At 37.5% G+C, this 15,063-nt stretch carries 12 protein-coding genes; 5 read left to right on the forward strand and 7 right to left on the reverse strand.

All coding sequences use genetic code 11. The annotated features are described in order from the left end of the window. Positions 1-154 precede the first annotated feature (154 nt). The 3 genes from QWY22_RS14515 (at position 155) to QWY22_RS14525 (ending at position 2,225) form a co-directional block, all read left to right on the forward strand. Complete coding sequence (locus tag QWY22_RS14515) at positions 155-853, forward strand: hypothetical protein (RefSeq protein ID WP_300981539.1); 699 nt, start codon at positions 155-157, stop codon at positions 851-853. Between the two features lie 213 nt (positions 854-1,066). Continuing rightward, positions 1,067-1,783, forward strand: coding sequence for an MBL fold metallo-hydrolase (locus QWY22_RS14520; protein WP_300981540.1), 717 nt, complete (start codon positions 1,067-1,069; stop codon positions 1,781-1,783). A 28-nt stretch (positions 1,784-1,811) separates the two neighbouring features. Then, positions 1,812-2,225, forward strand: a complete 414-nt coding sequence (locus tag QWY22_RS14525) for a GIY-YIG nuclease family protein (protein WP_300981541.1) — start codon at positions 1,812-1,814, stop codon at positions 2,223-2,225. A gap of 64 nt (positions 2,226-2,289) precedes the next feature. Here the strand turns inward: QWY22_RS14525 and QWY22_RS14530 are convergent, their stop codons facing one another. The 3 genes from QWY22_RS14530 to QWY22_RS14540 form a co-directional block, all read right to left on the reverse strand. Next, positions 2,290-3,384 carry a threonine aldolase family protein gene (locus QWY22_RS14530; RefSeq protein WP_300981542.1) on the reverse strand — a complete coding sequence of 365 codons (1,095 nt, stop codon included), beginning with the start codon at positions 3,382-3,384 and terminating at the stop codon, positions 2,290-2,292. Positions 3,385-3,500: 116 nt separating this feature from the next. Continuing rightward, positions 3,501-4,580: a hypothetical protein gene (locus QWY22_RS14535; protein ID WP_300981543.1), complete on the reverse strand. Its 1,080-nt coding sequence runs from the start codon at positions 4,578-4,580 to the stop codon at positions 3,501-3,503. A gap of 166 nt (positions 4,581-4,746) precedes the next feature. After that, on the reverse strand, positions 4,747-5,964 hold the full coding sequence (locus QWY22_RS14540) for a CDP-glycerol glycerophosphotransferase family protein (protein ID WP_300981544.1): 1,218 nt from the start codon (positions 5,962-5,964) through the stop codon (positions 4,747-4,749). A 216-nt stretch (positions 5,965-6,180) separates the two neighbouring features. Between QWY22_RS14540 and tagD the strand changes: the two genes are divergently transcribed. Together tagD and QWY22_RS14550 are read left to right on the forward strand one after the other, a co-directional pair. Then, on the forward strand, positions 6,181-6,573 hold the full coding sequence (gene tagD, locus QWY22_RS14545; RefSeq protein WP_300981545.1) for a glycerol-3-phosphate cytidylyltransferase: 393 nt from the start codon (positions 6,181-6,183) through the stop codon (positions 6,571-6,573). A 56-nt stretch (positions 6,574-6,629) separates the two neighbouring features. Further along, positions 6,630-7,748 carry a CDP-glycerol glycerophosphotransferase family protein gene (locus QWY22_RS14550; protein WP_300984404.1) on the forward strand — a complete coding sequence of 373 codons (1,119 nt, stop codon included), beginning with the start codon at positions 6,630-6,632 and terminating at the stop codon, positions 7,746-7,748. Positions 7,749-7,826: 78 nt separating this feature from the next. Here QWY22_RS14550 and QWY22_RS14555 read toward each other — a convergent pair whose 3' ends face one another. The 4 genes from QWY22_RS14555 to QWY22_RS14570 form a co-directional block, all read right to left on the reverse strand. Beyond that, the gene (locus QWY22_RS14555; protein WP_300981546.1) at positions 7,827-9,401 is read right to left on the reverse strand and encodes a glycosyltransferase family 2 protein; all 1,575 of its coding nucleotides are present in this window, start codon (positions 9,399-9,401) and stop codon (positions 7,827-7,829) included. A gap of 146 nt (positions 9,402-9,547) precedes the next feature. Further along, a complete protein-coding gene (locus QWY22_RS14560) occupies positions 9,548-12,226 on the reverse strand; it encodes a bifunctional glycosyltransferase/CDP-glycerol:glycerophosphate glycerophosphotransferase (protein WP_300981547.1) in 2,679 nt (892 codons plus the stop codon). Next, the gene (locus QWY22_RS14565; RefSeq protein WP_300981548.1) at positions 12,219-13,388 is read right to left on the reverse strand and encodes a glycosyltransferase; all 1,170 of its coding nucleotides are present in this window, start codon (positions 13,386-13,388) and stop codon (positions 12,219-12,221) included. Before QWY22_RS14565 ends, QWY22_RS14560 begins: the two co-directional genes overlap by 8 nt. Positions 13,389-13,419: 31 nt before the next feature. Beyond that, entirely contained in the window at positions 13,420-15,048 is a 1,629-nt protein-coding gene (locus QWY22_RS14570; protein WP_300981549.1) for an ABC transporter ATP-binding protein, read from the reverse strand. Positions 15,049-15,063: the final 15 nt, after the last annotated feature.

The following is a 15,063-nucleotide window of genomic DNA, read 5'->3' on the forward strand; positions in this document are numbered from 1 at the left end:
TTTTCTTAATAAAATTTATCATCCAAGTAAATTTGCTTTCACCATTATTTGTATTGATAAGTTTTTTCTTCCATGATAAAATTCTAACAATTCTAATAATTTACCAGTTTATTCTTAACTACAAATGAAATATTATTTTTAGGAGGATGGTGAAATGAAAAAAACTTTACTTGCAGCTAGTGTTCTATTGTTATGTGCGTCTGGATATCTTATTTATTTATTTGGTTTTAAGGAGTACGACATTGCAGATGCTGAAGTGGATTCAATCACTAAAGAAGAATATGTCATTGAATTAGCTGACGGCTCAAAGATTGTATTGGACAAGCATGGAAATTTAATGCGCCATGTAGAAGGTAGTGACGAAGCTATCCGCATGGAAAAGTTTAGAAAAGAACTCTCCCATTCTGAAACAAAAGAAATAGCTAAGACTTCTTCTTCAAACAGGAAAAGTTCTGATGCTATCGAAAAATATTCGAACCCTAATTACAAAGGAAAAGGTAAATCAACAGTTAATGACATCAAATCGAAATATGAGCCAGTTATCGCTGATATCGAACGTCAAGCGAATGCTAGTTTAAATAATCTAATTGAGGTAGCAAAAAATGAATACTTTGAAATGGAAGAAAATGATCAGAGCATCAGTTATCCTTACTTTTATAACAAATACAGTGCAGCTGCTACCGAGCTTGAAAAACGTACTGATCAAATTTTTTATGCTGTAATAGACATGATGCGCCAAGAACTTATATCAAATGACCACTCTATCTCTGTATCAAAATCCATGGAAGAAGAGTACAAAAATCGAAAAGAGAAAATACGTCGTGACATTTTGAAAAAAACCGCAGGGTTATAATTTAAATATTTACTTTGCTTTTATTGTAGAAATTTTTAAAATCGCTTCCTAAAATTTACTGGGTAGCGGTTTTATTTTTTTACATTTAATTAACGATTAATGTAAGGGTTTTCAATTAATTAATTTTTTCAAATTTTTAAGATAGTATCGCTAAAATGCAATATATTAGTTAGAATGATTACAAGACTGCTGTATCCAAGGAGAGGACGCTTTATGCGAGTTAAAAAGATAGGTACAGTTTATCAAATGTCTTTTATGCCACGTTTTTTTCCTGTAAATTGCTATTTTGTTGAAGAAAACGATACCTTAACGCTTATCGATGCTGCGCTTCCTTTCAGTTCGAAAGGGATTCTTCAAACTGCCCAAAGAATTGGAAAGCCCATTAAACATATCGTTCTTACACATGCACACAGTGACCATATTGGGGCGCTGGATACTATAAAAAGTGCTTTTCCCTCTGCCATAGTCAGTATCTCAACAAGGGATGCTCGCCTTTTAGCAGGTGATAAAAGACTTTTAGCTGAGGAACCTCAATCTCCCATCAAAGGTGGAATCCCAAAAAATATACAAACTTGCCCTGACTTGTTACTAAATGATGGAGATCACATTGGTTCCTTAAAGGTTGTTTCTTCTCCTGGGCATACCCCAGGTTCAATTTCCCTTCTTGACCTACGTAATGGCAGCCTTATTGCTGGAGATGCCCTACATACTCGTGGAGGAATTGCAGTGTCAGGTACTTTAAAACCGTTATTTCCTTTTCCGGCCCTTGCTACGTGGAACAAAGCGATTGCTCTTGAAAGCGCCAAGAAATTAAGGGCGTTGAATCCTCAAATTCTTGCTGTTGGACACGGAAAAATGCTTAGGTACCCAGATCAAGCTTTTAAAAAAGCGCTTGCAGAGAGCATGCGTTCTTTAAAGAACCAATTATAAACTGTGGATAAGGTGAGGGGGATTTCTAATGAGAGATAAAATTTTAGATTTACTGAAAAAGGAAGATTATGCATTTGATAAAGAAAAGTGGAAATCGATTGAGAACGTTCCGTTTTTGTTAAATGCTGATACGACCCGACTGTTGAATAAAATTAAAAAACATATGGGTGTAGCCAAAGGAATCTACATTTTCAGTGATGCTGACGAAAGAATTCTTTATATCGGAAAAGGTGCACCGATTTATAACCGTATTCGTCGCCATTTTGCCAAACTCAAAAATTGCAGCTCTTCTTCTCTGCATCACACGGATTCTTCTCATGAAATCCCTGCTTTAATCACCATACACTGGGTGGAAATAGAACAGCCGGAAACAAGAGAAATTGTAGAACATATGCTGTCCTACACGTTAAACCCCGCTTATAAAAAGTGGTCTATTTCCTGATTTCTTATAAAACCCGCAGCTGAAATGGATTTTCATCTGCGGGTTTTATTTTTATATATTCAATTTATAATCGGGTTCTTTGATTTAGCAACAGAAAAGCAGAGTCTATTTTTTCCTTTGGTATGACATGGTATAAATCACCCATGCTGATTTCAAAATAACAACTTTCTTTCGTTGCTTCCTGCAAATAGCTCGTAAATCCAATCCCTGATTCTTTTTGCACTTCTGCCAATAAGCTCGCTATTTGTTCTTTTGGCTGTTTAAAATGAACGTGAAACATATTTGAAACAGGAACTAACGGCAACGTGGAAACTTCCTCACAAGCGTTAAATTGTTTTGCCAGTTCTCTGGCATCTTGAAAATACTTTTCCATTTTATCAAACCGTTTGCCCAAATAATAGTCTGCAGAAACAAGATATGGATACAATGAAATCAAGTCTCCGCCATGACGTCGTTTCCAAACTTTCGACTGTTCTGCAAAGTCACGGCTTCCAGCTAAAATCGCTCCTGCTATGCCGCCAATTCCTTTATACAAAGAAATATAAACACTATCGAAAAGTGCCGTGACTTCTGCTGCAGACTTTTTGTAATGCGGTAATACTTCGAACAACCTGGCTCCGTCTAGATGAAGCTTGACCCCCTTCTCCCGGCACCAATTTGAAATGTTCAAAAGGGTCTCATAGGTTGGCAACTGCCCACCGATTTCCCGTTGTGGCAGTTCAAGCAATATACAAGCTACTTCTTCTTTTAAAGCGATGATGTCTTCAAACTCAATGACTCGGTTTTTTTCTGCCAGAAGCACTGAATGGATGTGATGCAGCTCTTTTAAGCCGTCTTCTTCGTGAATTTCCAAATGGCTCAAAGGATGATAAGCGACTTTTTTTAGTTTTTTTTCATCACACCAAATTCGCAAGCCAATTTGCTGGGCCATCGTGCCACTCGGAAAAAATACAGCGGCTTCTTTTCCTAATAGCTTTGCCATTTTTAATTGAAAAGCTTCAATTACTTCTCCTTGTCCATAATGATCGCTTGGCATTGTATCCTCTACTTGATCAAAAGCTTCCTTCAAAACCCCAGCATTCCGCTTGCCATGGCCGCTTAATTGAAAATGTGTCGCCTCAAAAGATTCTTTTAAAAGATCTGAATCTGAATTACCCATCAGTGTTCCTCCCTATTTTTTAAGCATCTAAACTTATTCATACTATATCATTTTGTCCAACTAATCCAAATTTTCTATAAAAAATCCCGGTGCCGAAACCGGCACCGGGAACATGATTACGGATAAAGTGAAATAACTTTCTTATTTCTATAAGGTACTTCTTCCATTTGATCCAACAATGCCTTCGCATAATGAGTAGGATTTCTTTTTTTCAATGTAAAGACGCTCTCACTATTTCTAACCAAAGCAGACAAGATTTCTTTCTCCTTAACTGTTCCATTATCAATAACCAATTCCGGATTAAAAAACTCATAAGCAATCAATAATGGCGCGCGTAAAAAATTAAATTCATATCTATTCAAATTCATCAGTTTACTGACCGCTGCACTTTCAGCTTGAGGCAATATACCGTCTTCCCCTTTTTCCAGAATTGCTATATGTGTAACCATTTGCGGGTTCAGCAATGCTCCGGCTTTCACGTTATTGTCTTCTGGTTCTGCGGTTTTTCTAGAAAGCTTGTTCATTATAGGTACTGATTTCATAAATTTTTCTTTTATCCCTTGATTTTTTGTTTGTTTATTTTTTGCATAATGATCAAACGAATTTGTCCATGGGACGGAAAAAATATTTTTCCCATCGGTAATGGCCAAATCTTCTGCGATAAAGCTGGCACCGAAGTCTCCGCATGCAGTCATGGCACTTAGTGTCTTCCCGGTATCAGGTGGGGCAAAAATAGCGACCGTCGCATCTCCTGCTTTAAAGGCCGAGCAGTGGATAGGTGCATACCCTTTCCGAAGCAAAAGAAGAGCGGCTAAATCCGTTGCAATATAGTGGAGTGAGTGTAAATTCATGATTCGATGCGTAATCAGCTTATAATAAGTACGGTTCACCGTAATTTTAGGTTCATCAGATAAAAGATTTTCAGCTTTTAGCCTGAGTTTTTTATTCATCGGCAACTTGCGAGTATAGTAGAGTTTATCTTCTCCAGGAGATCCATTAAAATAATGATACCTGCCCAGATTGCCAAGCAAATCATCGTCATTGAATTCTTCTAATGCGATATGCATTTTTACTGCACAGTTTTCATATTCGTCGAGGGTCCCCTCTGGCATATTGGAACCAAATGACCATTTAAATTCTTTTATATTCGTTTTAACGCCTAAAATTCCTTTTGCTGCAATAAAATAATAAACCAAGTTAATTTCCCCCTTCCTGTCCTTAATAGCTGTTGTGCACTTCCGTTATCTAAATAGTAAAGGCAACAGGTTAAGTATAGGTTAAATTAACTAATTATTTTTTGAATTCAATTTATCCAAAGAAAAAATTAACCATAAAAGTGTCAAGATTTTCAATGGCTTTTTCTTATTTCTTTTTTAAGAAGGTTTTGACTACACGTTCAGCAGCTTGGCCATCTTCTAATGAACAGAATTCTTTTTTAAAGCTATCTAGCTTTAAATCAGAAGTCATATTTAGGTGCCCCCGTTCATCAATGGCTTGAAACAACTCTGTTTCGGTCTGGACGATGAAGCCAGGAGCTTTTGATTCAATGTCAAAGTAAAATCCCCGAAGCTGATTGCGATATATCCCCAAGTCATACATAAAGAAAATAATTGGCCTATTTAAAATGGCGAAGTCAAAAAACACAGAAGAATAATCTGTGATCAACAAATCCGAGATCAGATACAAATCTCGGATATCTGGATACTCTGATACATTCAGTACCATCCCTTCATATCGTGAGAAATTAAAATTCTCTGCTACTAGGTAATGCATCCGCGACAGCAGCACCCATTTATCTCCGTACCGTTTTATCCATTCTTCTAAATCAAATTGAAAAGAAAACTTATATTTTCCTTTTTCATAAAATTCATTGTCTCGCCAAGTCGGGGCGTACAGCATAATTTTTTTATCTGCTGGAATCCCCAATTCTTTTTTTACTTTTTGAATCTGGCTTGCGGAAGGATTGGCTAACACATCATTTCTTGGATAGCCTGATTCAATGATTTCTCCTTGATAACCGAATGCCTGTTTAAAGATTTTAGTTGAGTAAGGGTTAGGAGATACAAGATAGTCCCATTTCGCCGACTCCCGCAAGAAATTCTTTTGGTAATTGTCTGTTTCTGTTCCAGGCATATGTACTTCTTCAATATCCAATCCAAGCTTTTTCAACGGTGTTCCATGCCAAGTCTGAACATATACAGTCCCTGCAGGTTTTGGCATCCATCCTGGCAGACGGACATTATTGACCCAATAAGCGGCTCGGGGAAACGTTAAAAACCAACGGAACGTAAACCGTTGGATATAAGGGATTTGATTTTTTTCAAACAATTTTATAGCCCGTCGATCGATGCTCCATAGCAAATGATAATCCGGATAGTGCATTTTCATATATTCAAAAATGGCTCTTGGATTATCGCTATACTGTCTTGCATGAAAACTCTCGAAGATAACCAACTTTTTCTTCCGTGGTAATAAACCGATCATCAAAAATATGATGTGAAACACTTTTTTAAAAAGTTTGCTTTTTTTTAGATTATTAATTTTTATCATTTTTCTGATGTAATGTTTTTTCACTTTCATTAATCTCCCTCCGAATCTTTTAAGAAATGGATGATGGCTGGTTGTGAAAAGTTTTTATTGTTATACCTATATTTATTACGACTTTTAGCTTATAATCTAAATATTCGAAATACTTATTGTTAATATACCACCTTTATCCACTATTACGGAATGCCTATAAAATTAATTTAAGAACGCTGACACTTAAAATAATATAATCGAAAGTGAGTGTTTTCGATGAAAAAAGTGATTACCTACGGAACATTCGATTTAATGCATCACGGGCATATTAATATTTTGAAGAGGGCTAAAGCGCTTGGGGATTATTTAGTAGTGGGCCTTTCAACCGATGAATTTAATGCAATTAAAGGAAAAGCAGCTTATCATTCTTACCAAGACAGAAAATTAGTACTGGAAGCGATCAAATACGTAGATGAGGTGATTCCAGAACAAGAGTGGGGACAAAAAGTAGAAGACATCCAATCACATGATATAGATATTTTTGTGATGGGATCCGATTGGGAAGGGAAATTTAATGAACTAAGTGCATATTGTGATGTAATCTACTTGCCGCGCACTGAAGGAATCTCGACTACAAAAATAAAAACAGATTTACTTAATAAACAATGATAAAAGAATTGATAATTTCGATTTACCTTTTCCTATTTAAAATTCTTTTTGTCCTAATGAGCGTATTTCCAGTGAAAAACAAAACGGTCTTTTTGTCGTCTTTTGGGGACAACGCTTTTTTTTTAGCCAAAGAACTTATTCCATATCAGCCTCCTTTAGTGATTTTTCTCAACCAGAAGCGCTGTAAACTGGACTTTTCAACAATCAATTTAAAACAAAAGAATATTTTTCAGTTTGAATCTTTCAAACTCAAAGATACTTTTTTATCGGTGTACCATTTAGCCACTGCAAAATATGTATTTATCGATAATTATGTAGGGGTTCTATCGGTCATTCATTTTCGGAAAAATGTTAAATGCATTCAATTATGGCATGCTGCCGGTGCTGTTAAGAAATTCGGATGGAGTGATTCTGAAACCAGTAAACGAAGCAATCGAGCCAAGTCTCGTTTCCAGAAAGTGTATAACTGCTTCCACTACATCCCTGTTGGTTCTCAACAGATGGCAGATATCTTTTCTGAATCGTTTCATCTCGGTCCCAAACGCTTTCTCTATACGGGCATCCCCCAAACCGACTTTTACTATGATGCCGCAGCTACAGCTCAAAGCTTAACTCTTCTAGAGCAGAAATACCCAGCAATAAAAGGAAGGAAAGTTATATTATATGCCCCTACTTTCCGTAAGGACATGTTAAATAGAATGACATTGCATCTGAAAGTCGAAGAAGTATTGAATAAGTTGGGAGAAGAGTTTGTGCTGCTCATTCGTTCACATCCTGCAGTACATGAAATCGAACAGTTGCCTGACAACCCGAGAGTCATTATGGTTAGTGATTATCCTTGTATTCATGAATTGTTAATCGCTAGTGATTTCTTGATAACAGACTACTCATCAATTCCAGTCGAGTATTCACTATTGCGAAAAAAAATGATTTTCTTTGCTTATGATTTGGATTCTTATAGTCAAAACCATGGTTTATGGACAAAGAACCCTTCTAGCTTTCCAGGTCCAGTTGTCAAAACTACCGCTGAAGTCATAGAGCATATTTTAGATCCTCATATTGATTATGCGGCAATCGACCAGTTTAGCCGTCGATGGAACACATATTCACAAGGGAAATCCACTAGTCAATTGATTCAGGCGATCTACGATGAGAAGGATTTAACTTATAAATAAAAAACAAGTCCATTTGTGGTTGATACTTATCTTACAGCGATGGCATTATTTTACCTTGTCTTATTTTATTGGGCCACTTTAATTAGCTTTTCCTTTTTGCACGGCTTTTTTCAAGAGTGGCCTTACTTTCTCTTTAATGACATGCATTAAATGTAGTTTTTGGCAAACCAGACTTAAGTTTCCGTACTGTGTACGGTAAAGAGAAAAAGTAAAATTGTTTTTTTTAGCCTCTTTCTTCTCACTCACAGTCTGAGACAATACTCGGACTCTTGCGGATTCCATCTGCGGATAAGCAGGCAACCGATAATAAAAGTCATACACTGCTTCTTGTTCGTTCTCGATTATCGTCTCTGTATCAAGAAAGCCAATAAAATAAAGTGCTTCATATGGATACCAATGAGCGGGAGCCAGCTGTCTTAATTGAAGAGGGGCTAGCACCTTTTCATGTCGAGTTGTTCTGTTTAGGAGATAAAATTCACCTTCCGTAAGATAAGAAGCTTTTGGAACCTTTAATTGTCCTTCGACACGCCAGTATTGATTATGTTTTTCTATTTTCTGTACAACCATTGTTGGTTTAAAATAAGTTGTCACATCGTAGTCTTTATGCATACTTTTTAACACAAATAGATTTTGTTTTTGCGACACTACTGCTTTCTTTTCAGCATTCATCAGCAGTTCAGACAAGCGAAATAAATCTTCTGTATTTTTTTCCATCAATAACCAATACATGGTACGCTCTTTATTCGGCAGTTTATCAGCAATTGCTGCAGGAATCTTTTTTAAAAAATCGAAAATCAACATTAGCCACCTGTTCTTTTCTTCGGGAAGAACTAACGAAAACTTGACGACGTGGAGACGCATAACATCCAGCAAACTTTTCAAATCATGCTCCTCGACAATCCGCTTCTGAATTTGTCGCTCCACTAACCACTGGCGGTTTTCAAACAGCGCCTCTAGCCGGTGGCGCGTGTTATCTAGCCTCATTTGTTGTTGAGTAATGGATGGCTTCTCAATATCTTCCCGGACCCGCCAATGATACACCACTGTATTAACTAGTTGAATCTTACGAGCCAAAACGGCAGCTTTCATTGTCATCGCGAGATCCTCATAATACTTCCCTTCTTTAAAATTCAAATTATGCTCTAGTAAAAAACTCTTCTTCCATAACTTATTGCATGCAATTGAGTCCTGCATTAATTCTGGAGTTTCTTCAAGTGTCGTCTGTCCAGCTTTATTATAAAGATTAAACTCCAAATGCCGCACAGGGATGTACATGCGATCGTTAGTAAATCGAACGACTTTACCAACAGCGTAGTCCACATCTTTGTGTTTTACTGCAGCTATGAGAGATTGAATGGCGTTTTTAGGAAGGATATCATCTGCATCCAAAAAGAAGATATACTTACCGGTACTTAAATCAATGCCTTTATTCCGGGTAAAACCAAGCCCTTGGTTTTCTTGCTCATGCAGCCGAATACGGGGATCAGTAGCAGCTATATTGGCTATTACGTTGCCGCTCTCATCACTCGACCCGTCATTAATAATGATAATTTCAAGGTGCCGGTAAGTCTGTCCACTAACGGATAATAGACATTCTTCCAAATAAGGCAAAGCATTATAAACAGGAATAACGACGGATACCACTTCGTGCATGATTTTCACTCCTTATCCTATTCAGCTTACTAAGTTCGGGGATGATTTTACTTTCTTTTAGGCAACTTATTTGCAACTGGCTTATAGCATATTTTGAAGAAACTGAAATTGATAAAAAAGAGTTGTTGAGACAACAACTCTTTTTGTCACTTCTTCTTGAATACTCGTTCAATTACTTTCGCTGAAGCGTTTCCATCCTCTAGGCTTGAAAACTCCAAAGAAAATCGCTTTAAGTCATCAAGAAAGTAATTCATTTCGTCGGGATGATTTAAGAAGTGAAGCACTTCGTCAATCGTCCGGCATACGGGCCCTGGTGCCAGTTCAGTAAAGTTGAAATACATTCCCCGCCTTGTAATATACTCTTCCAAATCATAGCAATAAAGGACAATAGGACGCATTAAAATGGCAAAGTCGAACATAGCGGATGAATAATCGGTAACCATTACATCTGCCAAAAGATACAGCTCTTGAATATCTTGATAAGTCGAGGCATTAATTACATTCGCCGGAAGCTCTATTTGGGAGATTTTTTCAGCCAATAAATAATGAAGACGAAGCAGTATAACCGTTTCACGATCAATTTCACTACTCATCTTTTGCACATCATCGAGTACTTTTCGGAAAGAATTCGTATCCCAGTCCCGGAAAGTCGGCGCAAAAAGAACAATCTTCTTCTCGCTACTTAAACCAAAATGGTGCTGGACTTTACGCGTTATAAGTTCAGGCTGCCGTACTAATACATCATTTCTTGGATAACCCGTTTCAAGGATTTCTCCCCCGTAGCGGAATCCTCTCTTTAAGATTTCAGACGTATAACGATTTGGTGAAATCAAGTAATCCCAAGCTTCTGTCTGGACTTTCAATTTCGTTAGCTCATTTTTTGATGGAAGCTTCTTTTGGTCGTAGCCCATTTTTTTTAACGGTGTGCCATGCCATGTCTGAACATAGATTTGCTTTTCTTTTTTCTTTGCTAAATGAGCAATTCCTTGATTATCAATCCAGTACTTAGCGCGATTCAAGTAGTATAAATGCTTCAAGCTATTTTTTTTCACTTTTACTGCATCACCTGGTAATTCTAATTGATCAGGTTTTTGAAACACCCAAATATATTTAAATTTATAACCTGACTCGATCATTTGCTCATAGATGTATTTCGGGCTGTCACTATACTGTTTGCCCATATGGCTTTCAAATAAGACCCAATTTGATTTTAATGGGAACTTGGGAATGAGCCGCTCCAATGCTTTTCGCATGGGAGATGGCGATGGGGAAAATCCTGCTTTCTGTTGATTCTTCGCTAACTTTCTCTTCTCTACTTTCCATAGTAGTTGATTGAATAATTTCTCTGGCGCCACTCGAATAGCCAATGAATTTTTCTCATTTATAAAAATACTTTTTGATAAGTTATTTTCTATAAGTTCGATATTAGGCAGTTCGCTTATATTCGAATTTTTAACAAGTATACGGTGAAGATTTCCCATATGTTTTACATACAGCGATAAGTAATAATTTCCAGCTGTCATATTTTGAACGCTAAAAACGACTTTGCCATCGGCTTCCGCTACAGCAGTCAACGCTTTTCCAGTCTGCCGGTTTCGAAGCACCCAATAAGAACTGTATTCACTTTCAGAGATAGAATTTACGTATAGGAGACCTTGAAACGAAAACGATTCCAGACTCAACTCGAGATCTGTTATCTCATAGTCAATTTTCGGTTTTTCTGTATATAAAAACTTCTCATGATTTTTAGCAGGAACTGTAGGCAGAAAATAATATTGAGTTCCGATGCTGCATACACGGTTCTTTTGTGTCGGTAACCCGTTGATATAGTTTACATAGTCCTCAAATGCCTCTACATCCCCAAGATACATCAGATAAGACATAATTCGGTCTTGCTCAGAAAGGCCGATAAATGCATATTCATCCATCACTTCGTGCATATATTGATGAATCAGCTGATGGAAACGTGCTTTATAGTCTTCGTCATATTGCAGGTAATCGTTTGTATATAATTTTAAGTCATGTCGCAAAAATTTATTGTTTTTTTCTTTTTGGTAGAGAACTGCACCATTTTCCCTTAAAGATTGATCAAAGTACCGATGGGCAATGATTCGGTTCTCGAAATTTTCAAACTCATGTCGACGATTTGTAATCGATTTAGCTTCTGCATTTTCTACTACTCGCCAATAATAAATCGGCTCTGGAATGACACTGATTGTTTCAGCCAAAAAATAAGCCTTTCCTGTAAATACCACATCTTCATAATGAATACCTTCTGGGAAGCGAAGGCCATGGTAATCTAAGAACGAACGTTTGTAAATCTTGTTAACCGATAGACTGTCAAAAAGCATATAAGTAAATTCACGGACATTAAAATTAAGGCGTTCTTTTGAATAGATTTGCTTGTGGTACCAAATCTCGTAATTATTCGTACGAATCACTTGTCCTGCGACAAAGTCTGAACCGGTTCGATCCATCGCTTCGACCATTTTTTCACATGCATCAATGGTATACCAATCATCCCCATCTAAAAACATAATGTATTCACCCCATGCATGTGCTATGCCTGTATTGCGTGGTGTGCTGCAACCTCCACTATTTTTTGTTAGATGGATCGCCCTAAAGTTCGTTTTACCAGCAACAAAACGATCAATGAGTGCCCCTGTTTGATCAGATGAAAAATCATTGACGACTACCACTTCAAAATCAGTAAACGTTTGTTCATAAAGCGATTCTAGTGCTTCTTCGATATACAACTCGTTATTGAAAGCAATAACAACTACTGAGAGCTTCGGGCCTCGCTGCATTTGAAAATCATCAACCATACCGCTTCCCTCCCAGTTCTTCAAAGAGTTGATACCATTTTTTTTTGATGACTTGACGGTCGAATTTCAAACTGTTGTCGTAAGCCTCTTTGCTGAAACTATAAAACAATTCAGGATTTTGTGCCACTCGTTTGATATGGCGTGCCAACAAGTGAATATCGTCTACTGGTATGATGAGCCCATTCCGATATTCATCGATTATTTCCCGAATACCAGGAGCACAATCTGTAGATATACAAGGCAAACCACAGGATTGTGCTTCAATCAAAGACATAGGCAATCCTTCTGCTTTGGAAGGTAACACAAAGAAACTGCCACCTTCAATCGCTGTTTGGATGTCTTCAGTTTGACCTTCTAGAAAAATACGCTTATCCAAGCCGAAAATTTGAATTAGATTTCGAAGTGACTTTTCTGCAGGCCCATCACCGTATATATGGAGGGTCCAATTTGGCAACTCCGACGCTACTTTAGCAAACGCTTCAATCAAAACATCAAAGCCTTTGTCTTCAATCAAGCGGCCTGAAGAAATAATCCGTTTGTTTTTGTACAAATCTTTTGGAGAATTAGCACGGCGAAAAGGAGAAGGATTATACATTATTCCAATATTAGTAAACCCTATTTCTTGAAAATGTTCTGCATCTTTTTGTGTGAGCAAGAGAAACTTAGAAACCTGGCGGTAGTAAGTTAATATACGCTTATAACGTTTAGAAGCCCTTGCAGCAACTACACTTTCATGGCTTTGCCCTATAATTTTGATGTTTTGTTTATAGAAGAGCGGTCGCATCCACTGCATGCCATAGACTTGAATTGCAATGACATATACTTCCTCATCACCGTATCCCTCAAAGAACCGTTCCACTTCTTTTCGCTTCTTTTTCAGCATATAACGGCGTTTCAATTCTTTTGCCACTTTTACAAACTTTAAATTCTTTAAGTTTGATGAAATCTCAATCGCTTGAGGTGCACGATAGTTTGTGTGCAGCACGATTACCGGAACTTCTTCCTTAAAATAACTAGGTACATTCTTTTGTTCGTTAACACTAAGGATGGATACACGGTGCCCATCCGCCATAAAATCCTCAGTCAAAATAGACGCGACTCGCTGTGCACCGCCATGGTTATTGTATTCATTTAATAAGAAGACAATATTCTTATTTCCCATGAGATTACTCCTTCAAAACTTAGTTTAGGCTCTAATGCATAGCTCCTTGTAATTGATGATTCTTTTTCTCTAATCGGAGATATTTTGAAGCAGTTTGAATTTCAATAGCCTTTCCTTCTACAAAGTGAAGTTCATTTGGATACGCAGGCTGCTTAGTGGCCCATACAAGATTAACCAGTTCATTTTTCGGCTCTTCATTCATACGATAAGTCAGGTGGCTTTCATAGCTCCCTGCTGGAAGCTCTGCTAGATTAATAGCAACAAGAAACTTCGAAAATTTATAGATTTTCCCTTGGGGGTTATATGCAGGATTTTCGGTAATTTCTTCCGTTGCATGGATGGTAACGGGAAATTCTGAACGTTTAAAAGTTTTCAGATTAGTTAAATGGAAAGCCATTGACAATGCATCAGCAGTTCGCGTTTCATAGCCTCTTACGAAAGCTACGCCTTCAATATATGCCCATTGGTCATCAAACCAAATTCGATTGACTTGCTGCTCTAATTTGTCCCGGTTCTCAATCACCAATTCAAGTGTATTTTTTTCCACATTGCATTTAAAGAGAAATCGATTTTTTCCGCTTTTTTGCTCAACCAGTTCCGCTTTTCCCGCCCAAAGTGGAAATTCAACCGGAAAACCGTTGTCATTTTTTAAGTGTGCACAAAAAATGAAACTCCCTGGTTTAAAAAACATCGGGAACTCTTGGGCACTGAGCTGCACCGAGAAACTTAAATCATCTTCTGACAAAGGCTTTCTTATCGTTTCTCCTGTTCGGACATCCCGAACCGCTATTTCAAACTTCTCACTCATATTTTGCTGGTGTTCATTGTGCAAATAGCCTTTAAGCAACATCGTAAACCCTTCGTCCCCCGTTCCGAAAATAACTTGTTCCAGCGAATGCTTGTACTCGATTTCGGCATGGATTGATTCAATCGATTTTTTACCGCTCATAAACTCCCCATAGAGTGAGCCGACAAATTTAGAGTCACCATATGTAATCAGTCTGCCTTGATGAATCCATGCAGCCTTGGAACAAAAAGATTCAATTGCATTGTTGTCGTGACTAACAAAGATAATTGTTTTCCCTTTTTCTTTAAATTCATTCATTTTGTTCAAGCATTTCCGGCGGAATTGGGAGTCTCCCACTGCCAAAGCTTCATCAATAATTAAAATATCCGGATCGACATTTACAGATATGGCAAATCCAAGTTTTGACTTCATTCCTGCCGAATAATTTTTGACGGGTTGCCCGATAAATTCTCCCAGTTCCGAAAACTCGATGATATTCTCTACTTTCGAGAGCATTTCTTCTTTCGAGTACCCCATCAATGTCCCTTTCATAAAAATATTGTCATAGCCGCTAAGCTCTGAATCAATACCTGAACTAACATCAAGAAAAACGATGGAGCCATGGACATCCACCGTTCCTTTTGTCGGTTCTGTAATGCCGGCAATCACCTTCAAAAGCGTCGATTTACCGGATCCATTTTTTCCAAGTATACCGATTGATTCTCCTTTCGGAAAATCTAAGGAGACATCTTGCAGTGCATAGAAATCTTTATGAAATTTCTTTCGAGTCACCACTTCTTTTAACGGTCCCCAAGGATCTTTATACAAGCTATATTTTTTTGTTAAATTCATCACTCTGACCGCGATGTCCATTTTCCTCCTCCTTTC

This window comes from Planococcus liqunii (assembly GCF_030413595.1).
Taxonomy (GTDB): Bacteria; Bacillota; Bacilli; order Bacillales_A; family Planococcaceae; genus Planococcus; species Planococcus liqunii.

What these genes read in the sequence shown, in the direction of transcription:
- QWY22_RS14515 (WP_300981539.1), top strand. Translation starts at nt 155, where the DNA reads ATGAAAAAAACTTTACTTGCAGCTAGTGTTCTATTGTTATGTGCGTCT.
- QWY22_RS14520 (WP_300981540.1), top strand. Translation starts at nt 1,067, where the DNA reads ATGCGAGTTAAAAAGATAGGTACAGTTTATCAAATGTCTTTTATGCCA.
- QWY22_RS14525 (WP_300981541.1), top strand. Translation starts at nt 1,812, where the DNA reads ATGAGAGATAAAATTTTAGATTTACTGAAAAAGGAAGATTATGCATTT.
- QWY22_RS14530 (WP_300981542.1), bottom strand. Translation starts at nt 3,384, where the DNA reads ATGGGTAATTCAGATTCAGATCTTTTAAAAGAATCTTTTGAGGCGACA.
- QWY22_RS14540 (WP_300981544.1), bottom strand. Translation starts at nt 5,964, where the DNA reads ATGAAAGTGAAAAAACATTACATCAGAAAAATGATAAAAATTAATAAT.
- tagD (WP_300981545.1), top strand. Translation starts at nt 6,181, where the DNA reads ATGAAAAAAGTGATTACCTACGGAACATTCGATTTAATGCATCACGGG.
- QWY22_RS14550 (WP_300984404.1), top strand. Translation starts at nt 6,630, where the DNA reads ATGAGCGTATTTCCAGTGAAAAACAAAACGGTCTTTTTGTCGTCTTTT.
- QWY22_RS14555 (WP_300981546.1), bottom strand. Translation starts at nt 9,401, where the DNA reads ATGCACGAAGTGGTATCCGTCGTTATTCCTGTTTATAATGCTTTGCCT.
- QWY22_RS14560 (WP_300981547.1), bottom strand. Translation starts at nt 12,226, where the DNA reads ATGGTTGATGATTTTCAAATGCAGCGAGGCCCGAAGCTCTCAGTAGTT.
- QWY22_RS14565 (WP_300981548.1), bottom strand. Translation starts at nt 13,388, where the DNA reads ATGGGAAATAAGAATATTGTCTTCTTATTAAATGAATACAATAACCAT.
- QWY22_RS14570 (WP_300981549.1), bottom strand. Translation starts at nt 15,048, where the DNA reads ATGGACATCGCGGTCAGAGTGATGAATTTAACAAAAAAATATAGCTTG.